The following is a 24576-nucleotide window of genomic DNA, read 5'->3' as shown; positions in this document are numbered from 1 at the left end:
TTGGAACGTATTATGGTTAAAAATGCATTACAGGCGCAACTGCTTAAAGCAGGTCTGGTCGATAATAAAAAGGCAAAAAAATTGTCTAAACAAGCCATACATGAAAAACGTACTGGTGAAAGTAAAGATGCTGAAATCAAGGCGAAAATTGAGCAAGATCAGCAGCAGAAAATGGCCAAAGATCATGCTTTAGAGCAAGATCGTAAAGCAGTTTTGCAAGAAAAAGAATTAAAAGCTGCCATCATGCAAATGATTAATCAGCATAAAATTCGTGATACCGATGGCGAATCGACCTATCAATTTATCGATGATGCCAAGATCAAAAAGCTTTATATCAATCAGCAAATTTATAATGCCCTTGTTGCGGGTAGTCTTGTTATTGCACGTGAAAATAGCAACTATGCTTTTTTACCAAAAGAATTAGCCGACCGTATTAATGCGAAAATGGAAGGCTTTATTATTGTGAATAATTCTGAAGTGAATGAGCAAATCACGGATGAAGAAGATCCATATGCAGCTTATGTAATTCCTGATGATTTAATGTGGTAAGCATTTCATATCGCTAATGAAGCTCCTAAATTAGGGGGCTTTTTTTAGCTCAACATTTATTTATTTTAGTTCATCAATTAGGTTATACCTTCAAAAAATCATTTTTAGCACAAAATAAGTAACATTATGGACTATACATGTCGTAACTCCGTAAAGTTTACGAGTATAAAATTGCTTATATAATCATCATAATTACAATAGTTTGATCATTAAGCCTTTCATTTACTTCAATAAGAGTAGGATAATTTTGGAAAAATTTCAGTTCATTAAAAATATTCAAGATTGGTCAGATCAATACCCTTGGTTAGAAATGCTGACATCGCTCAGTCTCATTATTATTTTTGCCATCATTGCAAATTTTATCGCCAAGCAAATCGTGGTGCGTGGAATTCGTAAGCTCGTTTCTAAAATGGCCTTTAGCCATAGTCAAATTTTGTCAGAACATAGTGTGATTAAACGCTTTGCTAACATTGTTCCAGCAATTGTGATCTTAAATGGCATAACCACAGTCCCACATTTATCTGTGAAATTTACTTCAATCGTGCAAATGGCTTGTCAGGCTTTTATCTTCTTGACCATTGCTTTGGCAATTTCTGAATTACTGAATATTTTTAATCTGATTTACCAACGTAATCCAAAATCTAGAAACAAACCGATTAAAGGCTATTTGCAGTTGGTCAAATTGATCATTTTTTTGGTGTGTGGCCTGATGATTTTAGGTACTTTCCTGAAAAAAGATGTATTTACATTACTCGCAGGCTTTGGTGCTATGGCGGCCGTGCTCATGTTGGTTTTTCAGAACACCATTTTGTCACTGGTGGCTTCGGTACAAATTTCTTCTTATGATATGGTGCGAATTGGTGACTGGATTGAGATGCCGTCGCTTAATGCAGATGGCGATGTCATTGATATGTCATTACATACCATTACCGTGCAGAACTTTGATAAGACCTTTACCACGATTCCAACCAATAAACTGGTGACTGACACCTTTAAAAACTGGCGTGGTATGGCTCAGTCAGGTGTTCGTCGTATCAAACGCTCACTTTATATTGATCAAAGCTCTATTCATTTCATGACACAGGATGAGCAAAACAAACTCAAAGAATTTTTATTACTAGATCAATATCTTGATCATAAGCATGAAGAGCTTGCTCAGTTTAATCAGCAACTTTCAAATCAATCGAAATATAATCAGCGCCGTTTAACCAATCTTGGGACCTTTCGTGCCTATATAGAATTCTACTTACAACAGCATTCAGGCATTGCCCAACACCAAACGATTTTGGTGCGTCAGTTACAACCCACGAGTGAAGGCATACCTTTAGAGATTTATGCTTTTAGTAAAACAATTGCATGGAAAGATTATGAAGCGATTCAATCTGATATCTTTGACCATCTGATTGCAATCACACCTGAGTTTGGTCTTAAAATCTATCAAGCCCCTTCTAGTGCCGATTTTAAAGACCTCGTTCAACCAAATGCCGATAAAAGCTAAGCTAAACTTTCCTCTCCCATGTATATTCAAAGAAGAAATTCTGCAAATTTAAAAAGTCACAATGGCTTTTGAATATACATGGGGCTATCGGTTACCCCCCTCTACTTCCGCAATTACTTTAGATCATGCGATACAAGGAATAAAAGCGAATCAGATAAATGCGCTAATCGCTCAATTCCTTAAAAATATAATTCATCCGAAACAACTAAATATAATTAAATAATCAGAACAAATACTATACAAATGTAGATATTTTTAGATACTATTTGTTAACAGTTGCATAAAAACGCTTCTAAAATAGGAACTTGATCATGGAAGGCCCCAATCAACCTTCTCGGAAATCAGTTAAAAACGAATCACAATTACTCATAGAATCGATGAATCGCACTTCTGCCAAACATACGCTTATACAGGCAGAAGCATGTGACCTAAAGAATCGTGTCCGTATTGAGCGTGCTTTATCCGACCCGATTGCACGTATTCCGGCACAGTTTAAAAATGCTTATTACAAGTTTTTGTACTATAACCAGAAAGACTATTTAAAGCAGGTCAACTACTTCGCCCAATTGGCATTTTTAATCTATTTTTGGGCAGATCGCTATGTTCTGCCTGACGTAGAAATGCTTTCAGGTGTGATTCGTATCATTGCCATTATTGCTGCATTTGGTCTGAATTATGTTCTGTTTAAATATATCAGACAGATTAAATTGCTGGATTTGATTTTACCACTCGCCACTTGCCTTTCAGCGATTCTTTGGTTTGAGATATTACTTCAGTCGCAAAATGAACTGGTTCATAGCTATCAATATGCTGCCGTTATTTTGATTGTATTGGGTAATTTAAGTATTCATGTGCATTTTCGCCCTTCGATCATGACCTCTGCCATGATCTCGGCAGCGATACTTTTTGGCGCATGGCGTATTAATGATTTTGGTGATTTTACAATATTTTTATTGGTGTACGTTCCTGTGCTGCTGTTCAGTATGTATATCTGCTGGAACTCTACGCTAAACTCTCGTAAAACCTTTCTAAGAGCGCTGCTAGATGACTGGAACTTTCATACCCTGCGCAAAATTGCCCATACGGATGAATTAACCCAGTTAAGCAATCGTCGCCAATTTGTACATGCTGCAAATAAAAAAATCCAAGAAACCCCAATGACCGTCTGTACCAGTCTTTTGATTTTTGATGTCGATCATTTTAAAGCGATTAACGATCAATACGGACATGATGTCGGCGATCAAGTGTTATGCCAAATTGCTGAAATTGCGCGTAAAGAAATGCGTTTTTACGATATATTGGCGCGTTTCGGGGGTGAAGAATTTATTGTACTTTTGCCTTTTACCGTCCCAGAAGATGCATTAAAAATTGCTGAACGGTTAAGACATAAAATGGAACAACATCAGTTTTATATGGATAGTCAATTGGTGAAATTTTCGATCTCCATTGGAGTTTCCAAAATTGACCCTGACCACGCCAAACTTGATCAGTTAATTAAACAAGCAGATATTGCTTTATATGAAGCAAAACGCCAAGGTCGTAATCGGGTTGTGCATTTTAATTTTATGAATTTTTGCAGCCAAGCTTTTTAAGTAAATAAACAAATCAAAATGGAGAAAAATTAGCGAATCCATTACACTCAGAGCTGAAGAAAGAAAGATTAATTACAGTAAAATTCTCAGGTTATCTGCATGCTTAAATGGTTTGAAAATTTAGTTGACGCTTATCCTGAACAGGACTTGAATAAACCATTGCCGACAAAATTTTTCCCCTTTGTATGGCAAGCTGCAACGGGTGTAAAAAAATACCTATTGATATTGGTACTCTGTACAGCTGGTGTAGCGAGTTTTGAAGCACTGCTTTATGCCAAAATTGGTGAATTAGTCAATTGGATCAGTAAGTCTCAACCTGAAACCTTTTTACAGCAGCACCAGACCAATCTGACCATTTTAAGCTTTATTTTATTGGCAAATATCTTCTTTTCTTGCCTTCAAACTATTATTAAACATCAGATTTTATACAGTACCTTTCCAATGCGCCTACGTTGGAGATTTCATAACTTATTACTGAAACAAAGTTTAGATTTCTTCCACAACGACTTTGCAGGTCGTTTATCTGCCAAAGTCATGCAAACTTCACTGGCTGTACGTGAGTTTTGGATTATTCTTGGTGACATGTTGGCCTATGTCTTCATTTACCTGATTTCGATCACCGTGATTTTAGGTGCTATATCGCCACTGTTGATTGTTCCATTATTACTTTGGCTGGCTTTATTTATTGGTTCTGCATGCTATTTCATCCCCAAATTAAGCAAAATTTCAAATGAACAAGCCAATGCACGCGCAGTAATGACTGGTCGTGTCACCGATGCCTACACCAATATTCAAACGGTGAAATTGTTTGCCCATGCAGGCCGTGAAAGCCAATATGCCAAAGCCTCAATGAAAGAATTTATGGTGACGGTGTATAAGCAAATGCGACTTGCTGCAAAATACAACATCGCGACGAATTTGCTGATCATTGTTTTATATGGTGGCGTACTTGGAACAGCCGTTTGGCTCTGGATGGATGGTCAAGCTGAGCTTGGGGTCATTGCAGCAGCGACCGCCATGATTTTAAAACTCAGTAGTATTTCCGAGTTTATGATGTGGCAAACATCTGCCCTATTTGAAAATGTCGGGACCATTCAAGATGGGATGAAAACCATGGGCCGCCCAATTCATATTCAAGACAAAGCTGATGCAACCGACTTAAAAGTACCGCAAGGCGAAATTAAATTTGAGGACGTCAGTTTTGCTTATAATGATAAAAATGTCATCGATCAATTTAATTTAACCATTCGACCAGGTGAAAAAATCGGTATTGTCGGGCGTTCGGGTGCCGGAAAATCAACATTAATTCAACTTTTACTCCACTTTTACGATATCAACCATGGTCGTATTTCGATTGATGGCCAAAATATAGAAGATATTACTCAAGATAGCTTAAGAAAAAATATTGCTTTGGTGACCCAAGACACCTCGTTATTGCATCGTACAGTTGAAGAAAATATTAAATATGGTCGCCCGAATGCAACCGATGAAGAAATGTATGATGCAGTGCGTAAAGCGAAAGCTGACGAATTCATTCCTCAATTGATCGATTTACGTGGCCAACGTGGCTATGACGCATTTGTCGGTGAACGTGGCGTAAAATTATCAGGTGGTCAGCGTCAACGTATTGCGATTGCTCGGGTATTTTTAAAAGACGCACCGATTTTAATTTTAGATGAAGCCACAAGTGCGCTCGATTCAGAAGTCGAAGCCGCGATTCAATCGAGTTTAGATGATTTGATGCAAGGCAAAACTGTGATTGCCATTGCGCATCGACTGTCAACAATTGCGCAAATGGATCGATTGATTGTCTTGGATCAAGGACGTATTGCTGAGCAAGGCACCCATGAAGAGCTTGTCGCTTTGAATGGTATTTATGCACACTTGTGGCAGCGTCAAACCGGTGGCTTTTTAATAGAACAACATAAAGTAGAATCAAAGGAAGATGAAAATGCTGTATCTGGAAGACCTTAAAGTTGGTGATCACTTTAGCAGTCGTGAATATGAAATGACCGTTGAAGAAATCAAGCAATTTGCCAACGCTTATGATCCTCAGGAATTTCATACAGATGAAGTCAAAGCCCAACAGCACCCGATCTTTCAAGGGCTAGCGGCAAGTGGTTGGCATACTGCTGCTGTAACAATGCGCTTATGGACTGAATGTTTCCCTGTGGCTTATGGCTTAATTGGCTCTGAATCAAGTCTGCGTTGGCCGCGCCCAACACGTCCGGGGGATAAAATTCGTGTAGAAGTTGAAATATCTGCAATTACTCCGTCGAAAAGTAAGACAGACCGCGGCATTGTGACCTATGTTACTCAAGCGCTCAATCAGCACAATGACGTTCTTTATATGTCTACGACCAAAATTGTGGTCTTTTCCAAAGATTTTAAATCGAATTAATCCTTAACGGCCTACTTTACAACGCTAAGGTAGGCCGCTATAAATAATTGAGCCTAGTCAGTTTGTCCAACAATTTTTGTGGGATACAACACAGAATCATGCCAATATAAGCTTGAACAAAAGAAAAACCCGCATTGCAACGGAACGCTATGAAAACAATTAATTCCCGTCAGGATCAGGGTATTCCCGGAGTATATGGATTGCTCCTATTAGATGTGGTCTCTCGATGGGGCTACACTGCAGAGACATTATTTAGTCCCTTCGGATTAAACAGCGAACAATTGGCTGAACCAGATTTCCGTATTCCAACACCCATCGCCAATCAATTGGTAGAGCACGCACTACGATTAACTGGTGAGCCAACTCTAGGTTTTCATTTAGGCAACCAAATGCGCATCTCAATTCATGGTTTTATTGGCTATGCCATCATGACGGCGAAGGACATAACTGATGCCTTAGTCTTGGCAAACCGTTTTATTCAGTTACGCATGCCCTTTTTACAGCTTTTTTTCTCAACTTTTGGAACCAAAGCTACTGTTCAACTACAAACCGACGTTACGATTGAGCCTTTGCGTACTGAGATTTCAATTGCCTTAATTTTTGGCATGATCAGCATGGGCAAAGCAATTACTGGTGTGGATTATTCTGCGGGAGAAATTGATTTTGATTTCCCTCAACCTGAAGGTTTTGAGCGGTTTATTGCCAAATATCCACGACACCAATTTAGATTTGATCAGCCACATCTCTTACTTAGTTTTGATAAGCAATATTTAACCAATAAATTGGTCCATGCAGACCCGATTGCCAGTCAAATCGCCATTAATCAATGTGAAGCTGAACTTTCTGCTTTGGGCGAACGCCACCGTATTGCCATGCGCGTTCGTGACATTTTAACTAACTCTGAGCAGCACTATTTAAGTATTGAAAGTGTTGCTGAACGGCTACACATGTCCGATCGAACCCTTAAACGCCAACTTGCTGCCGAAGGGACTTCATTTTCAACATTGGTTGACGAAGTTCGCTACCGTCATGCTACTTCGCTTCTATCACGGACTGATTTTACCTTAGAGCAAATTGCTGATGAATTGGGCTATAGCGATGTCGCCAATTTTAGCCGTGCTTTTAAGCGTTGGAGTGGTCGTAGCCCAAGCAATTGGCGTAAAGATCCGTACTTATAAGTCTTTTGTTTTAAGTAAAAAGCATGTATAACTCATGCCAAAAATGAATTTAATGGATTTAAGGAGTTATCAATGAATCATCCTTCAGATTTAAAGTACGCAAGTACACATGAATGGGTGCGAATTGAAGGTGACCTTGTTGTTACAGGCATTTCTGATCATGCACAAGACGCATTGGGTGATTTAGTTTATGTTGAAGCACCAGATGTGGGTCAACATATCACTGCTGGCGAACAAGCGGGTGTGGTCGAGTCGGTAAAAACCGCTTCTGATATTCATGCACCGGTTTCTGGTGTGGTTGTTGAAGTCAATCCAGACCTTGAAGATGATCCTGATTTTGTAAATGATGCACCTTATAGCAAAGGTTGGATTTATAAAATTAAACCAGACAATATGGCTGATTTAGATGCTTTATTGACCAGCGAACAATACGAAGCTGGTCTGTAAATATTTCTAATATCTAAAAAATCAGCCATCAGGCTGATTTTTTTATTTCAATATGATAGCTGAATTGGCTTATATACCATTTGCATGAATATGCAGCTTATATTTCTTCCGAAGCTTCGGTACTTTCAGGTTCTTCTTTCTTTTCTTCAAACATACTAAAGGATTGCGCAGCCGCTGAAGCACCATTTGCACGTGAACTTTTCAGTTTAATTTGCAAACGTAATTCATTGGTTGAATCGGCATTTCTTAAGGCCTCTTCATAAGAAATTGCGCCGTCATTATATAAATCAAATAAAGCTTGGTCGAATGTTTGCATCCCAAGTTCACGAGATTTTGCCATGATCGCTTTTAATTCATGAAACTCATCTTTCAAAATCAAATCTGAAATAAGCGGTGTATTTAACATGATTTCAACGGCTGCACGTCGTCCTTTGCCATCTTCAGTCCGGATTAATCGCTGCGAAACAATCGCTTTCATATTGCTCGATAAATCCATAAGCAATTGATTTCTTCGCTCTTCTGGGAAGAAGTTAATGATTCGATCTAGGGTTTGATTGGCGTTATTTGAGTGTAGCGTACCTAAACATAAATGCCCTGTTTCAGCAAAGGCAATCGCATGTTCCATAGTCTCGGTGTCACGAATTTCACCAATTAAAATCACATCTGGCGCTTGTCGTAGTGTATTTTTTAAGGCGTTATGCCACGAATGACTATCTACACCAACTTCACGATGCGTAATCATAGATTTTTTATGTTTATGAACATATTCCACTGGGTCTTCAACAGTGATGATATGGCCTGCACTATTTTCATTTCGATAATCAATCAGCGCCGCTAAAGAGGTTGATTTACCCGAACCTGTACCACCAACCACTAAAACCAAACCACGTTTTTCCATAATCACGTGCTTAAGCGAAGCCGGTAATTTAAGCTTTTCAAAATTTGGAATTTCTGCGCTAATAGTACGAATGACCATACCTACATGTAACTGTTGCTGAAATACATTGACACGAAAACGTGAAACGTTTGGCACACTAATCGCAAAGTTACATTCTAATTCTGTTTCAAACTCTTTGCGCTGCTTCTCATTCATCAGACTATAGGCGAAAAGCTTTGTTTTCTCAGCATCAAGCTCTTGCTGCCCAAAGGGTTTCATCATGCCTTGATGTTTAATACTTGGTGGAAAATCTGCCGTAATAAATAAATCAGAACCACCATATTCAACCACTTTGGTTAACATGTGGAACATAAAACGGCGTGCTTCTTCCAGCAATTCAGCAGTGTACATCAACTTCCCCAATATAAAATTTCAAACACCCAAGCACAGATTGTCATTATTTCAGGCGCTGTATTGGGCTTAGACATTATTGTGCATAAAAAATTTGATTCACTCAAACATAAAATACTGAATTATCAGTATATATTTTAAAATATAGGCCATATTTCAATTTTTATATTGAAGTAAGCAACAAAGGATTTTTCAAAATAAAAGCCTTAGAACAATCAATATTCTAAGGCTTTGGGCTACATCAATTCAGACTGAGTATGCTCTGGATTGTTAAGCACTACGTTTGATTTGTGATACACGAAGTTCATTCGCAACCTGTTGAATCAAATCAATGGTTTTGTCCCAACCTAAGCATCCATCTGTTACAGATTGACCATAAGTCATTTCACAACTAATTTTTTGATTACCATCCACTAAATGACTTTCTAACATCACACCACGCACTTGGGTATGCTCACGGTCCGCAACAATTGTGCGTAATACTTCAGGTTGCTTCATTGGGTCTTTATGGCTATTGCCATGACTACAATCGATTACTAAAGCTGGTAAATCGCCTTTTACTTTTCTGCGAATTTTGTCTATTTCAGCCAAACTATAATTTGGACCTGTATTGGAACCACGTAAAATCAAATGTGCTTGCGGGTTGCCAACGGATTCTAAAATACACGGTAAGCCAGTTTGGCTCATACCTAAAAACTGGTGTGGATGCGAAGCAGATTGAATGGCATCTAGTGCAATTTGGATTGAACCATCTGTTCCGTTTTTGAAACCGATGCTGTATGGCATATGACTTGAGATTTCACGATGAATTTGTGATTCGCTGGTACGCGCACCGATTGCACCCCACGCCAATAGGTCATCAAAATAACCAGCCGCCATTGGGCTTAAAATTTCAGAGGCAATCGGCAAACCCATTTCAATAATTTGTAAGTACAGCTCACGTGATTTTTCTAAGCCCAACTGCATATTAGATGAACCATCTAAACTTGGGTCATACATATAGCCTTTCCAGCCCAATGTAGTACGTGGTTTTTCAATGTATGCGCGCATCACAAGAAAAATTTGATCTGAAACCTGTGCCTGTAATTGTTTTAATTTTTCAGCATATTCCAAAGCAGCAATCGGATCATGGATTGAACATGGACCTGTAATAATCATTAGACGCGGGTCTTGACCCGTCAAAATATTTTGAATAGTTGCACGATGTGCAGCAATTTGTTCTGCAGCATGAACTGATAAAGGTAATTGTTGTTTCAGTTGATGTGGCAAGCTCAAAAGCGTTTCTTTTGGCCGAGTAGATTTCTGAATTTCTGAATTTTGAGTTTGTTGTAAAGCTGTATTTAGCGCATTCATTGGTTCTATTCCTTTGGACTGTACGTATAAACAGTCCGATCTTTTATCTGAGCGTTATGGGACTTTGGGACTTCAAGGCTTTAGACATAGACTGACTAAAGTAAAACCAATAACCGTTGCTAAAATATGAATTATTTACTGTAAACATGAGATTTCTCCAAAAATATTATAAAAATCAAGACATAAAAAAACCTGATCAGGGTTGCCGATCAGGTATAAACTTGGTGGGCAACCTTTTTCATGCCCGAACGCGTTCAGGCAATTATCTAAACTGCCAGAAGTAATAATATGCGTTTGAGATTAAAGGTTGCTTTAACATATTGATTTCATCAAAAAGTATCTGTCTGAAAATTAAAATACGCTGTATTCATCGGTTTGACAATAGTTTTTTGCTATTTTGTTGTATTAAATAACGCTGCTGTAAATAATTGCGACCTATTTTTAAAATTTGATGTATTGATTAATAAATGAACATTTATTAGACTGCACAACATTAGGCTGTCTTAAGCTTTTTTCCATTTATTTTTAATTCGAGTATTTGCCAATGAAGTAAGCCCTGTTTTTTTCATCATCAAATCCATTTTTTTGATGTGCAAACACATGGCTAATGACTTCGACTGCATTTTCTCAAATATTGTCTTTTTTATAGAATAAAATTAGTTATTTGTATTGCGCATCTTTGCTATCGCAAGGTGCATCTATGACTCAAACGGCTTGTACAATTTCCAAATTTAGCTTGGAATATCCATCAAAAACACTTTTTAAAAACCTGAAATTTAACCTCAATCAACAACAGCTTTCGGCATGTATTGGTCGCAATGGTTTAGGAAAGTCCTGCATCCTTAAAATCTTACATGAGCAAAATCTGAAAGATCTCCCCTATGAAGGTGAAATTTCATGGAATGTACCACATGCCTATTTATCACAATTTTCTCGACTAGAAGCTGACACGATTGCTTCTGGACTCGGTGTTGAAGACTTATATGACGCATTTCAACGTATCGAAATAGGCAGCGCAAGTTTTGAAGACTTTGAGCTGACTGAAAACCAGTGGCACCGTCCTGCACTATGGCAGCAACAACTTAAGCAAGCTTCATTACCAATAGATTTAAATTTTCCACTCGCTCAGCTGAGTGAAGGTCAAAAAACCAAATTGGCTTTGTGTGCATTATTTTTAAAAACTGACCATTATTTACTTTTGGATGAACCTAGTAACCATTTAGATGCATCTTCACGTATATGGCTCATCGATCGTTTAAAAAACCATCCTGCGGGTGCATTCGTCGTCAGTCATGATCGAGGATTGCTGCAACATGTAGAGCATATCTATGCTTTAAATGAGTTTGGACTCAGTCATGTTACTGGAAACTATGAAGACTACGTTCAACAAAATGATCTGCAAAATAAAGCCTTACAGCGTAATGCTTTACAGCATCAGCGTGAGTTAAAACAACTCAAATTACAGCAACACGAAACACAGATGAAAGCGCAAAAACGAGAACAACAAGGTCATGCACTACGCAAGTCAAGCTCACAAGCTAAAATATTACTTGATTTCAAAAAGGAACAAGCTGGTCAAAGCCTCGCGACAGTTCAAACGCAACAGCAGAAGCAATTGGAAGAAAAGAGATCTCAACTGATTCAGTCACAGCAACAACTTGAGCATGTTAAAGAGCAGCAATTCGTTTTTCAACATCACGCTGAAAAAACAGGAGAAATCTTAAGAGTTAAACATTTTCATCGCAAAACATCTCAGCACCAGCCTTTCGACTTGGCCTTACAGGCAGGTGAAAAAATTCATTTAAAAGGAAAAAATTGTATTGGTAAATCTACATTTCTAAAGTATTTGAGTCAGGTCACATCACAGTCTAGCCATGAATTATTTTTGTCTGTGCATACCCTGTATTTAGACCAAAACTTGAGTGATTTATCACCAGAACTGAGTGTTTTGGATAATTTGGCAAAGTTTAATCCTGAGGTTTCATCAACGGAATGGCGTAATCAACTCGGTCAACTTAGAATCCGTGGTCAAAAAGCGGAACTGCCATTTCACTGTTTAAGTGGTGGTGAGCGTTTAAAAGTGACCTTGTTGGGCTTAAATTATTTAACACCGAATATTGAGCTTTTATTGTTAGATGAACCTGAAAATCACTTAGATATAGAGTCTAGAATGTTATTGGCTCAAGCCATTCAGCATTATACAGGTGCGGTAATCCTCGTTTCACATGATGCATATTTTGTAGAATCTTGTGGCATTCAGAATAGCGTGCAATTAGTTGAATAACTCTCGCTCGCTAGATATATCTAAAAAAGCCAAAGTAGATGAACGCTACTTTGGCGAATTTAATGCTTTAGAAATCATCCATTGGAAGCATTAAGGGCAATATTGCTAAACAATACTGTATTTTAACACCCGATTTTCTTCATGATTTTTTGTTTAAGGCGCTGCTGAAGTGAAGCTGAACGTTCCTTAAGCTCGGCACGCCAGTCATTTGGCACTGAACATTTCGCGAGTCGAACCCAAACGCTGGCAAACTGTTTGATAAAACTGGCTTCGTTGTAGTGAATACCATATTCCTCACAGAGTGCTTTAATTTTAGGTGCGGCTTCTGCATAGCGGTTTGCAGGCATATCTGGGAATAAATGGTGTTCAATTTGGTGACTCAAATTACCACTGAGTATATGCAACCATTGTGTTCCACTAAAATTACTTGAGCCACGAATTTGACGGAGATACCACTCTGCTCGAGTTTCATTTTCGGTATTATCCATCTCAAAGTTTTCCGCATCTTCTGTAAAATGGCCATTAAAGATGACAGCGGAAGCCCATAAGCTACGAATCACGTTGGCTACCGCATTTCCTGCAAATACAGGAATCGCATTGGGACCTGCAATAAGCGGGAAAAATACATAATCTTTAATCACTTGGCGCTTAATTTTCTGACGTACATCGGCCGCTTCATGCCATACATTTTTCCAAGTTTTGGTTTTATACGCAATAACATCTTCTAAATGTAAACGTTGAATGCCGACATACCACTCAAAGAAAACCATGAGTTGGGCAGCCAGTGGAATATTAAAAAGGAAACGTGGCTCCCACTTTTGCGATTCACTTACACGGATTAAGCCATAGCCGATATCATGGTCCATACCGACAATATTGGTATAGGTATGATGCACATAGTTATGGGTATATTTCCAGTCTTGACCTGTGGCAATGGTATCCCAATCATAATTAGCACCATTTAAACTCGGGTCATTTAACCAATCAAACTGACCATGCATCACATTATGACCGAGTTCCATGTTCTCTACAATTTTAGAAATACCCAATAAACCCGTACTCATTAACCAAACTGGTGGAATCCAACCTACAAACATCAACATGCCACGAGATGCGATCTCGCTATAACGGACAAAATTACGAATTTTATAAATATACGCTGCATCTTTTTCACCTACACTCTGCATGATTTCACGTCGTATTTGCTCGACTTTTTCGCCAAATTCAGCAGTTTGCTCGGGTGATAAATAACGTGACTTACTATTCGGACGAATATATATCGATTGATTCATGGTGATGCCCCTGATTTTTTTTTATGCGGCTAGGATTAGAGTTGAATACGTACAGGTGAAATTGCCTGAGAGACACATAATTTGATTTGTGTGTTATTCGCATGATCGATTTCGCCAGTAAGTAAGTTTTTCACTGAACCCTGCAATTTCGTACACGAACAAGTATTACAAATACCCATCCGACAACCATGCGCAGGTTTTAAACCGGCTTTTTCAGCACTTTCAAGTAAGTTACCTTCTGCTAAAAAATCTTGTTGGGCTAAACTAAAAGTGACAGGTTGAGCAGGCACTGAATCATCAGCAATCATCTGAAAATATTCAGTATTTAAATATTCAGAAAGCTTAAACTCACGATACAGTTGTTCAATGCTTTGCATCATTGGCGCTGCACCACAGGCATAGCAATCTCGCTGCTTAAAATCGGGGACCATGTGGTTTAGCACCTCTGGTGAGATATGTAATTTAGTTTTCAGCGTATTAATCGCATGTAAGTGTGCATGGTTTAATTGCTTCGCTAGTTGAATCAATTCATCCAAATACGCATCATCTCGATTGAAGTAAATCAGGTCAACCGTACGCCCAAGCTGAATCGCTTGTTTAAACAAAGCCATGATTGAGGTAATACCACTACCTGAAGCAAGCAGTAAAATTGGTCGATCCGAATTTAGCTTTAAGCCAAACTCACCTTGCGGTTGCGATAATTCAACAACATCACCTGTTTTTAATTGCGTCAGGTAGTTGGACACTTTGCCTTGTTGTTTGACTGCGATGACCACATGACCTGATGTATTGATTTCGACGATGCTATAGCTACGTTGATGACGTACACCATCTTTGACCACTGTCACTAGAATACATTGGCCTGGTCGATAATTTTCTGCTTTAAAGTTGTGATTCGCTAAAAAACTCAGTTCATAAAATCCGATCCCCACACAACGTGATTTGACCAATTGCGCTTTAACACGTTTGTAGGCCCAAATTGCATCAATTTTTTCTGCAATAAAATCAATAAAATCTTCCCGAATCCACTCAGGCTTATAACTTGTAGTTGTCATTTTTTGCCTCGGATAATGCATTAATATACATTTGTTTTTAAATTATGCTTACCTTAAGTTTAGTGCTAATTTCCCACCATGTGAATTCGGGACAAAATCTATCATTTGGCATTTTTTATCATTTTATGTCTAACAATCTGTCACTTTTTGCAAATCCTAATTTGAAGTTTTGATTTGTTATAACGACACAAATAAAAAAACTAGGCCAAAGCCTAGTTTTTAAAACAGTGAAAATTAACGCATTAATATTTAAATGATTAGTCGTTTAATCAAAAATATTTAAATAAATGTTTAATCTTCAAAATGTACAACAGAGCGAATTGATTTACCTTCATGCATTAAATCAAAGGCTTCATTGATTTTATCCAGCCCCATGGTATGGGTCACGAATGGTTCAAGTTTGATCTCGCCTGACATGGCTTCTTCTACCATACCCGGTAATTGTGAACGACCTTTAACACCACCGAAAGCAGTGCCTTTCCAAGTACGACCTGTAACCAATTGGAATGGACGCGTTGAAATTTCTTGACCTGCACCTGCCACACCAATAATCACAGATTGCCCCCAACCACGGTGAGCACATTCCAAAGCAGAGCGCATCACATTGGTATTGCCAATACATTCAAATGAATGGTCGACGCCCCAACCCGTCATTTCTACAATCACTTCTTGAACTGGACGATCATAATCTTTTGGATTAACAAAATCCGTCGCGCCAAATTCTTCAGCCAGTTTGAATTTGTCAGGATTGGTATCTACGGCAATGATACGACCTGCTTTGGCTTTTTTAGCACCTTGTACCACAGCCAAACCAATTCCACCTAAACCAAAGACTGCAACTGAATCACCTTCCTGAACTTTAGCGGTATTTTTAACTGCACCTAAGCCTGTAGTTACACCGCAACCCAACAAACACACATGCTCATGGTTCGCATCAGGGTTAATTTTTGCCAAAGACACTTCTGCAACCACAGTATATTCAGAGAATGTTGAACAGCCCATATAGTGATAAATCGGCTGACCATTATAAGAAAAACGTGTTGTGCCATCCGGCATTAAACCTTTGCCTTGTGTTGCTCGTACAGATACACAAAGATTCGTTTTACCCGATTTACAGAATAAACATTCACCACATTCTGCAGTATAAAGTGGAATAACATGATCACCCGGTTGCACTGAAGTCACACCTTCACCGACTTCAACCACAACACCTGCACCTTCATGCCCTAAAATTGCTGGAAATACGCCTTCAGGATCATCACCTGACAATGTAAATGCATCTGTATGACACACACCTGTATGGCTAATTTTGACTAAAACCTCACCTGCTTTAGGTGGTGCCACATCAATTTCAACAATTTCTAAAGGCTGACCCGGTCCAAAAGCAACGGCTGCACGTGATTTCATGTCTAAAAACATCCTGTATGGCTTATATTAACAGATGAGTTACAGTAACCTCTTTTTAAGCCTAGATACAACCTTAAAACATGATGTTATGATGAATTTTTCAAGGAATGATTAATGCTATTCGAATGATACAATTACGTGAAATAAGTTGTACTGTCGGTTTAACTGTTTCGATCAGCCTATTAACTGGATGCAGCTTACCTAGCAATCAGTCAAAAAAAGATGTCCCTATACAATCACATGCAGAAAAATGGATTACGTCTGCTAAGGATTTAGAAAAATTACAACAAAAACAAACGGCTTATTTAGCCTTAGATGATGCCTTCTTAAGCATTGCATCTCGCCTGCATTTGATTCGAAACGCAAAATACACCATCGATTTGCAATATTACATTTGGGAAAATGATGCTATTGGGCATCTGATGTTTCAAGAATTACTGCATGCTGCTGACCGTGGGGTAAAAGTAAGGCTACTAATTGATGATCAAAACGGGACGAAACTCGATCCGACCTTACAATCCCTTTCAGCTCATCCCAATATTTCAATCAAACTGTTTAATCCCTATAAATTTAGAAAATTACGTGTCATTGATTATGCATTTCGCTTAAAGCATATTAACCATCGTATGCATAATAAATTAATTATTGCCGATGGTTTTATGGGAGTAACTGGTGGTCGTAACATCAGTAATGAATATTTTGATGCCAGTGAAAGTTTTCAATTTACAGATTTGGATATCCTTTTCTATGGGGAAGCCATTCAACAAGCCAATCAAGTGTTTTTGAACTTTTGGAATGATGATTTAAGTTATTCTGTTCAGCAATGGATTGGTGCAGGTACAAAAGAAGACTTAAATCAATTAAGACAAACGTACCAAGAAAACTCTACAACGTTGACTAAAGATCAACAGCGCATTAACTATGCACAGCAACAACTGGCGGCTCAGCTTAAACTTAGACCGGTAAATTGGGCCGAAGCACATTTCATTGCGGATAGTCCGAATAAAATTCGTGGTGAGGCTAAAGAGCAAGAATTAATTTATAACCAATTTTCCACCTTAATGGGACAGCCCAAAGAACGCATGGAGTTGGTTTCAGCTTATTTTGTTCCCACGCAACAAGGAACTGACTTTCTGATGGGCCTTGCAGGTAAAAATGTAGAAGTCCGTGTGTTAACCAATTCATTTTTAGCCAATGACGTCGCTGTCGTTCATGCGTTTTATCAAAAATATCGCAAAGACTTACTCGAAAATGGCGTGAAACTATATGAATTTAAACCTTATATAGAGCGTTCAAAACGCACATGGTATGAGGTCATAACTGGAAATATCATCCCTGCAAAAGGCAAAAATGCCTCTAGTTTGCATGCAAAATTTTTCGATATCGACGGAATGGTGTTTATTGGATCATTTAACTTTGATCCACGTTCCGCAAATTTAAATTCGGAAGTTGGCCTTGTCGTTAAGTCTGATCGATTACAAAACGATATTTCGGCGGCATTAAACCAATATTTACCGCAAATTGCGTATGAATTAAAACTGGATGAAAACGGCGAAATCATTTGGTTAGAGCATCAAAAAAATGGAAAAACCAAAACCTATACCCATGAACCTGAAACAACTCGATTCCAACGATTTAGTATAAAAGCAGTGTCATACCTTCCGATTGAATGGATGATGTAATGACAACGTACTGCTAAATGATTGAATTGCCCTCGTCGAGGCTATTTATTGAAATATTCTGATAAGTTCGATCAAGTCAAAAACGGTCTTAATCAGTCTCGTTCATATGAGTGCTGGCTTTTGAAAAGAACCAAACCATTGACTTCACCCAGACATTCCACTTGGCCATAATTGGCTGCTTTCAGCGCGGCTAAATGTTCCTCAACTGACATATACAACTCATGATTTTGCTGTGCATGTGGTGCATATAAATGATCACATACAAAATACACGCCTTGTGTGTTTAACAACGTTTTTACAGTCCGATGAAACTCTGCTGCATACGCCTTATGCCTCAATTCATGTAAGGCCTGATGAATAATAATCGCATCAAAGGTGCTGTTTTGATTGAAGTGAAGTGATTCTTCCCAAGCAGATTGTTTGAAATCCCCTGTTATAAAATTACATTTTAAGCGTTGCGCTGCACTTAGTTTTCCTTTTGCCAAGTCATGCATAGCTTCGGAAAAATCAAATGCTGTGTAATCTATATTTGGACAATGATTGATTAAAAACTCTGCCAAATAGCCTGGGCCTGAACCGAGTTCAAGCACGTGCGCATTCGGGTTTAAAGCCAAAATAGAGTCGACATACATTTGAAAGATGTCATAACGCCACGGTCGTTTAAGATTCACTTCAGCGGCCCATTGTTTAGCTTCGATTGGATCTTTTAAGTCTATGGGGCTGTGCACATCATTTATGTGAATATTATTTTCGCAATTCATTTATCTTAGACTTAATTTAGATAGATTGAATGCTATTTATACATAAAATATCTCAATAAAAGCAAAGGTTTTACTCACACTTGATGATGCTTTAACATCCACCGCTTATTTTGTTTTATCTCCCCCTAAAGTTTTCCAATGCAATTTTTTGATTTAAGCCGCCAATTTAATTTAAGTGATATTTTAACGCCTTTTACGACACTTCCTGAACTTGGTCATCAAGAATGGTTTTTGTCGAAAGTTCGGGTTGAGCATGACTGCTTATCTGACAATGACATAATTGAAGGCCAAGCTGTACTTAAATCTAATCACAATATTCAAATTGAGTTGGAATGGTTAATTCAAGATACAGGTCATGAATTACAGCTTTTATTTAAAGGCATTGAAACTGCAGCTAGCGAAGAAACTTTGGTGATCGTGAAAGGCGCGCAAATTGTAGATGATGCAAACAAAAAAGTTTCATCCCAGACTCTGAGTTTATGGATCGATGGCACTTTACTGCCTATGCTGCCTCATATTCGCAAAGAAATTAAAGCGCGTTTAAACCTTTGGGATTATGTTGAATATGATGGCTAAGGAATTGGTGTTTATCCATTATTAAGATGCCACCTTTTAATCATTGAATGTTTGCCTGTTTAAATGAGACATAAATTTCAAGGTATCTCACAATAACGCAAACTTCCCTAAAGTAAGCCTATATCTTTAAATAAGCTTTGGTAGGCTTTAGCTTTTTTTTCCAGTGCCAGTGGATAAGCCCTAGATGATGATGGCATGCGGTATAAAGTCAAATCTCTGCCTGCAAATTCGGTACGAACAGCATGCCCAATGTGTGGTTTTTCCGTATTTTCTGGCATAGAGAGCATTAAAGTATCAGTCGCCTTGTCTCCCGTTGTCATAATACTGTGACAATTCGGCATTTTTTGAAGTAGTTTCGTAATATCGGTTGGCTGATGGATCTGTAAAAACTTGTCTGATGCATTGCCTTTCAAACGAATCACTTGATAGGCCGTATCAAAAATGCCTATACCTTTTTCATTTAAAAAATCTCGAATGAGCTGTTCTTTAAATGTCTTGCTCTCTACATTGAGAAAATGATTTTTATCCTGAAAAAAACATAGGCCAAAGATTTTCCACATATCATTTTGGAAATTTGGATAATAAAAATCCATCTTCCAGCGTGTTTTGGGTGGAGGAAAACTCCCTAGCATCAAGAGTTTCCCATTTGATGGCAAAAATGGCGCTAAAGGATGCGTTTCGATTTGCGGATTCACGTCTGAAATATCTTTACTCATATAGATGTAACTTCACCAAGTGATTGAATCATATATTATCTATGAAAATTGTTCAGTGATATGTTTAGCTATTTTTTCAGCCCATAACTGATAAATTTCTTTACTCGGGTGAAAGCCGTCTTTGGCCATTTGTAAATTTTTTTCACGGTACTCATGTAAATCGTATTCAATTAATCGCATATTCGCTTGAGTATTAACATAATTTTTTAAAAGCGCATTCATCTTTTGAGAATATTGTCCAAACAACCATGACAATGGAAACGGTAAAGCTGGAAACGCATCCATTGGTGGCACACCTGAAATGATCAATAGCTGTGGATGAAACTTTTCCTCGACAGCTTGATATAAACGCTGCTGGAGCTTCAACCATTGGTCTGGCTGTTTTAAAGCTGTGACATCATTGACACCGACAGAGCTGATCACGACATCAAAGTTCTGCGTAGTGACATTGTCCAAAGCATTGATGATTTGCTGGCTGTTATGCCCCGTTGTGGCTTCAAGGCAAAAGTGAACTTGATAATCAGGCGATAAAATTTTAAGCAATTGTCCCAATAGCGCATCTGACTGATGCTCGACGCCGACACCTGCTGCTGCTGAATCACCTAGTATTAATAGCGATAATGGTCGATTACCCTGACCACTCATCCCACAACGTTCTCCCATCGGTTCTGCTAAACGTGGGGTATTTTTTTTCACACGGTAACCTTGGATCAGTAATGCAGGTAACAGCAGCAGTGTTGATACTTTGAGTAGCATAATATTTAGCAATGATTGAGAGCTTGTCGACTGCATTATTTTAATTATTTTAAAAAACAAAGCATTGACTCTATTGTTATTTTTCTACATTTTCTTTTTTTAAAAGCACCATTCTGCGGCATATTGCTAGTTTTTTATATTAATAATGATTATCATTTATCTGATTTCATTCTATCTATTTTATTATTTCAATGAAAAAACTTTCCCTACTTTTTTTGGCTTGTTCTATGAGCTTTGCTGTTTCTTCTGCTTTTGCCCAAACTCAAAATTCACCCGCTATAACCGATACAACAGAAAAAAAACATTTCCCTTATGCTGCTGCATGTGAAGATGTCAAAGCGCAAAGCCAAATATTATTAAACCTACAACATCAGTTAAATCAAAATCCAAAACAACATGCTCAAATTCTTGAAGATTTTTGGAAGCGTGTAGAGCTTATAGGTACACCAATCATTGAAAACTATGATGAAAAACATGACCATATAATTTTTTTATGGAAAGGTGCGCAGCATAATGTTCGCCTTATTGGTGGCCCAAGTAATGACCATGAATGGTTAACACGCCTACCAAATACCGATATTTGGTTTAAAGAATCGATTATTGATCATCGTTATATTGGCAGTTATAGCTTTGCTGTCGATTTACCGAACTTAGAAGGCTATCTGTCAAATTATTGTCCGCATCTTAATCCTAAACTTAAAGAATCAAGAACGCAGCGTCGTGCTGTGATACAAGTACAACGCATCGATCCTTTCAACAAAAACACTTATCTCGCAAGTGATGACACATCAGGCTTGCGTAATGAAAATTTAGTGGCGCTTAAAGATGCCCCGCCTTTTATTGATCCAAAACAATATCCAAATGTGCACCAGCCCCAATTACAAGAGTTTGTTCTAGACAGCAAAATTTTGAATAACTCACGTAAAATCCAAATTTACCAATCTAAAGCTAAGAAAAATCAAAGCTATATCACCGCTATATTTTTTGATGGTCAGCAATATAATGAATTACTGAATGTTCCAAAGGCGTTAGACATTTTAGTTGGACAAGGTCAATTGCCACCAATTCAAGCCATATTTGTTTCTCCACCGAATGATCAGGAACGACCTAAAGAATTAACACCTAATGCAAAATTTTCAGCATTTTTTAGTGATGAACTGATGCCTTGGATTCAAAAAAAAGCACCTGCAAAAGTCGATTCGAAGAAAACGGTACTACTTGGGTCAAGTCTTGGCGGTTTAAGTTCAGCTTATTTAGCCTTAGAAAATCCAAATCAAATTAGTCACGTCGTACCGTTATCTGGATCATTTTGGTGGCAAAATGCGCCGACAGACCTCCCTAATGGCATGAGTAAAATCATTCGTGATAAAACCTCACAACCTAAACAGCATTGGTTTATTACTGCCAATAGTTATGAAAGCTCTCGAAATAATAATGAACTGAGTATTTTAGAGACTTCACCTATTGTTGCAGCCGATTTAAAAAATAAAGGTCATGATGTGCATTACCAATCATATATCGGCGGACATTCCTACGCGGTATGGCAAGTTGCCTTGCAAGATGCGCTCAAGCATTTTTTTGCACACAAGTAATTTATAAAAGTTTAGATCATAAAAAAGCCCTCAATTGAGGGCTTTTTTTGAAGCTAGTACTGATTTAATTCCAGCGATTTATGCGTTTAAAGGTTCCAAAATCATTGAAACGTACACCAACCTCACGCATGACTTGGTGTGCAGTTTTTGCGGTTAGATGACGAATATAAAACGGCTCTTTTACCACAAAATGGTGAATGGCATGGGTAGAACCGAAGTTAAAGCAAAATAATTGCATTGGGAACAACCACCAAGGATTTAACACCTGAGTTTGTTTAATGACATCACGTGGGTCAATATCACCATAATAATGCATATTTGAGCTGATAAATTGTAAGCAAAAAGAGCGTACAAAGTTCGGGATAATCCAAACCACTGCTAGAAAATTAATCGTTGGAATTAATTTCACTAAATTGACTGACCAACTAATACTTTGTCCTAACATTGGAGCAATACCATTCACCACATGATAAATGACAAATACATACCAAATACCGTAATAAACAAAACTTAAAGGGAAAAATCCAGTCAATTGAGAGAATAATGCCGTTTTACGTTCTTTTTCAGGTTGTTTTTCAATGAATTTCCCAATCATTTTAAACATTTGAAATGGGCGCAAATACACCGTCATCAATTGATCGCTAATGACCAATATTCGACGTAATCCCCACGGCATGCCATTACTAATGCCCCGTTCTTCCAAATCGTATTGTGAACCTGAATATTTATGGTGGTTGAGATGCAAACGACGACGTGCCCAAGGACTAATGGTATTCGGACGTGCTAACCACACCAAGGCCAACATGAGATGGTGAGCCCACGGCGTCTTTTTAAAGTACATATAATGAATCAGGTCATGTTCTAATTCATGTGTCAGTGAAGCAAACATCGCCACCAAAATCACACAAGCCCATGCCGGTAAAATGCCAACAGCAAACGCCCAAGCTGAACCCAACATTCCTAGTAGCGCAAAAATAAGGATGGTTGCGCCTATAAAGTTTTGATGTTTTAAAATGGGATATTGCTGACGTAAGTCTTCACCAGCTTTCGTTACGACAGTTCTGACTTTGTTAATTCGCTGTTGATCTGTCATATCGGAAGACATAGACATAGTACAAACCTAAAAATTAATGAACAGTTGTACATTAAAGCAAATTAAAAAAAAGGAAATCGCTATTTTGAGAACAAATCATCGTCTGTTCAAATATTCAACATTTTATTTATTTTCAATATCTTATTTATAAATAATCTGAGTATTTACTCCATTTTTTCTTTGCAAAATCGGTTGCTTTTAATGTCTTTTCATCACAGGTTTTATGTATTCCTTTTTAACCTACAGAGGATGGCGAATATCATTTGAGAATAAAAAAGCCCCAATATTGGAGCTTTTGTATTATATAAAGAATTAACCTAATTTATTCACGATCTTCAACGGCAATACTTTCATCGCAAGACCTAAAGGCAACCACGGCCATTGTGGTACATAAGCTTTAACTGGTGCTTTCTCAATGGCTTTTGCTAAAAGATGTGAACCCGTTTTTTCATCGACTTCAAATGGTAGTTTTTTCGCACCTTCATTGATCTCCGTACGAATATAACCAGGGAAAATAGTCGTCACTTTAATTGGGGTATCAATCAGCTCTGCACGAATACCTTCAGCTAGAGCAGCAACACCTGCTTTACTCGCACCATAAGCCGTTAAATGTTTAGGCATGCCGCGCATAGCACTCATCGAAGAAATCACCACCAAATGCCCTGCATTTTGGCTACGGAAAATTTCAACCGCAGCTTCACATTGCGCTAATGCAGAGATAAAGTTAGTTTCAACTGTGGCACGGTTAATTTCAAAATTGCCTTTACCAATACGACGACCTTCACCGACACCTGCGTTGACAATAACACGATCAATACTGCCAAAATCTGCTTTAAAGGCACGGAATACTTCAAACACTTGATCGTAATTTGTGACATCGAGGGTTTTCGCAATCACTTTGATGCCATATTGGCTTTCTAGTTCATTTTTTAGCGTTTCTAGACGCTCTAAACGACGTGCACAAATGGCTAAGTTGTAGCCTTTTTGTGCAAACTCGCGTGCCATTCCTGCACCAATCCCTGAGCTTGCACCTGTAATTAAAATTGTTTTAGCCAT

21 protein-coding genes are annotated in these 24576 nt (G+C 38.1%); 11 read left to right on the top strand and 10 right to left on the bottom strand.

The features are described 5' to 3' along the window. The first annotated feature begins 12 nt into the window (after positions 1-12). The 7 genes from FTU75_RS07510 (at position 13) to gcvH (ending at position 7665) form a co-directional block, all read left to right on the top strand. A complete protein-coding gene (locus tag FTU75_RS07510; RefSeq protein ID WP_180115590.1) occupies positions 13-549 on the top strand; it encodes a DUF2058 domain-containing protein in 537 nt (178 codons plus the stop codon). A 247-nt stretch (positions 550-796) separates the two neighbouring features. Further along, on the top strand, positions 797-2047 hold the full coding sequence (locus FTU75_RS07505; RefSeq protein WP_180115589.1) for a mechanosensitive ion channel family protein: 1251 nt from the start codon (positions 797-799) through the stop codon (positions 2045-2047). A gap of 311 nt (positions 2048-2358) precedes the next feature. Beyond that, positions 2359-3639, top strand: a complete 1281-nt coding sequence (locus FTU75_RS07500; protein WP_257223738.1) for a GGDEF domain-containing protein — start codon at positions 2359-2361, stop codon at positions 3637-3639. A gap of 99 nt (positions 3640-3738) precedes the next feature. Beyond that, on the top strand, positions 3739-5613 hold the full coding sequence (locus FTU75_RS07495) for an ABC transporter ATP-binding protein (RefSeq protein ID WP_168377532.1): 1875 nt from the start codon (positions 3739-3741) through the stop codon (positions 5611-5613). Continuing rightward, positions 5591-6040 (top strand): MaoC family dehydratase, encoded by a 450-nt coding sequence (locus tag FTU75_RS07490; RefSeq protein ID WP_180115588.1) that lies wholly within the window; start codon positions 5591-5593, stop codon positions 6038-6040. Before FTU75_RS07495 ends, FTU75_RS07490 begins: the two co-directional genes overlap by 23 nt. A 149-nt stretch (positions 6041-6189) precedes the next feature. Beyond that, complete coding sequence (locus FTU75_RS07485) at positions 6190-7218, top strand: AraC family transcriptional regulator (protein ID WP_078190954.1); 1029 nt, start codon at positions 6190-6192, stop codon at positions 7216-7218. A gap of 72 nt (positions 7219-7290) precedes the next feature. Beyond that, positions 7291-7665 carry a glycine cleavage system protein GcvH gene (gcvH, locus tag FTU75_RS07480; RefSeq protein WP_180115587.1) on the top strand — a complete coding sequence of 125 codons (375 nt, stop codon included), beginning with the start codon at positions 7291-7293 and terminating at the stop codon, positions 7663-7665. Positions 7666-7762: 97 nt separating this feature from the next. Here gcvH and FTU75_RS07475 read toward each other — a convergent pair whose 3' ends face one another. Then, complete coding sequence (locus tag FTU75_RS07475) at positions 7763-8953, bottom strand: PilT/PilU family type 4a pilus ATPase (RefSeq protein ID WP_180115586.1); 1191 nt, start codon at positions 8951-8953, stop codon at positions 7763-7765. Positions 8954-9223: 270 nt separating this feature from the next. Beyond that, positions 9224-10306, bottom strand: coding sequence for a 3-deoxy-7-phosphoheptulonate synthase (locus FTU75_RS07470; RefSeq protein ID WP_180115585.1), 1083 nt, complete (start codon positions 10304-10306; stop codon positions 9224-9226). A gap of 700 nt (positions 10307-11006) precedes the next feature. Between FTU75_RS07470 and FTU75_RS07465 the strand changes: the two genes are divergently transcribed. Continuing rightward, positions 11007-12590: an ATP-binding cassette domain-containing protein gene (locus FTU75_RS07465; protein WP_180115584.1), complete on the top strand. Its 1584-nt coding sequence runs from the start codon at positions 11007-11009 to the stop codon at positions 12588-12590. 122 nt (positions 12591-12712) lie between these two features. Here the strand turns inward: FTU75_RS07465 and FTU75_RS07460 are convergent, their stop codons facing one another. The 3 genes from FTU75_RS07460 to FTU75_RS07450 form a co-directional block, all read right to left on the bottom strand. After that, on the bottom strand, positions 12713-13882 hold the full coding sequence (locus FTU75_RS07460) for an acyl-CoA desaturase (protein ID WP_180115583.1): 1170 nt from the start codon (positions 13880-13882) through the stop codon (positions 12713-12715). A 35-nt stretch (positions 13883-13917) separates the two neighbouring features. After that, entirely contained in the window at positions 13918-14937 is a 1020-nt protein-coding gene (locus FTU75_RS07455) for a flavin reductase family protein (RefSeq protein WP_180115582.1), read from the bottom strand. 291 nt (positions 14938-15228) lie between these two features. Further along, positions 15229-16344 carry an S-(hydroxymethyl)glutathione dehydrogenase/class III alcohol dehydrogenase gene (locus FTU75_RS07450; RefSeq protein ID WP_180035748.1) on the bottom strand — a complete coding sequence of 372 codons (1116 nt, stop codon included), beginning with the start codon at positions 16342-16344 and terminating at the stop codon, positions 15229-15231. Positions 16345-16469: 125 nt separating this feature from the next. Here FTU75_RS07450 and FTU75_RS07445 point away from each other — a divergent pair, with 125 nt between their 5' ends. Then, the gene (locus FTU75_RS07445) at positions 16470-18026 is read left to right on the top strand and encodes a phospholipase D family protein (RefSeq protein ID WP_180115581.1); all 1557 of its coding nucleotides are present in this window, start codon (positions 16470-16472) and stop codon (positions 18024-18026) included. Between the two features lie 92 nt (positions 18027-18118). On the opposite strand, the gene FTU75_RS07440 is transcribed toward FTU75_RS07445, so the two are convergent. Beyond that, positions 18119-18787, bottom strand: a complete 669-nt coding sequence (locus FTU75_RS07440; protein ID WP_218948334.1) for a class I SAM-dependent methyltransferase — start codon at positions 18785-18787, stop codon at positions 18119-18121. A 138-nt stretch (positions 18788-18925) separates the two neighbouring features. Here FTU75_RS07440 and FTU75_RS07435 point away from each other — a divergent pair, with 138 nt between their 5' ends. After that, complete coding sequence (locus tag FTU75_RS07435; protein WP_180035746.1) at positions 18926-19363, top strand: hypothetical protein; 438 nt, start codon at positions 18926-18928, stop codon at positions 19361-19363. A gap of 107 nt (positions 19364-19470) precedes the next feature. On the opposite strand, the gene FTU75_RS07430 is transcribed toward FTU75_RS07435, so the two are convergent. Both FTU75_RS07430 and FTU75_RS07425 read right to left on the bottom strand, forming a co-directional pair. After that, positions 19471-20079 (bottom strand): uracil-DNA glycosylase family protein, encoded by a 609-nt coding sequence (locus FTU75_RS07430; RefSeq protein ID WP_180115580.1) that lies wholly within the window; start codon positions 20077-20079, stop codon positions 19471-19473. A 39-nt stretch (positions 20080-20118) separates the two neighbouring features. Then, positions 20119-20835 (bottom strand): SGNH/GDSL hydrolase family protein, encoded by a 717-nt coding sequence (locus FTU75_RS07425; protein WP_180115579.1) that lies wholly within the window; start codon positions 20833-20835, stop codon positions 20119-20121. Between the two features lie 227 nt (positions 20836-21062). Here FTU75_RS07425 and FTU75_RS07420 point away from each other — a divergent pair, with 227 nt between their 5' ends. Continuing rightward, on the top strand, positions 21063-22427 hold the full coding sequence (locus tag FTU75_RS07420; protein WP_180115578.1) for an alpha/beta hydrolase-fold protein: 1365 nt from the start codon (positions 21063-21065) through the stop codon (positions 22425-22427). 64 nt (positions 22428-22491) lie between these two features. On the opposite strand, the gene FTU75_RS07415 is transcribed toward FTU75_RS07420, so the two are convergent. Continuing rightward, positions 22492-23538, bottom strand: coding sequence for a fatty acid desaturase (locus FTU75_RS07415; RefSeq protein ID WP_180115577.1), 1047 nt, complete (start codon positions 23536-23538; stop codon positions 22492-22494). 294 nt (positions 23539-23832) lie between these two features. After that, positions 23833-24576 carry an SDR family oxidoreductase gene (locus tag FTU75_RS07410; RefSeq protein ID WP_078193819.1) on the bottom strand — a complete coding sequence of 248 codons (744 nt, stop codon included), beginning with the start codon at positions 24574-24576 and terminating at the stop codon, positions 23833-23835.

The organism is Acinetobacter sp. YH12140 (assembly GCF_013418475.1).
Lineage (GTDB): Bacteria > Pseudomonadota > Gammaproteobacteria > Pseudomonadales > Moraxellaceae > Acinetobacter > Acinetobacter amyesii.
This window is presented reverse-complemented; position numbering and strand designations above follow the sequence as displayed.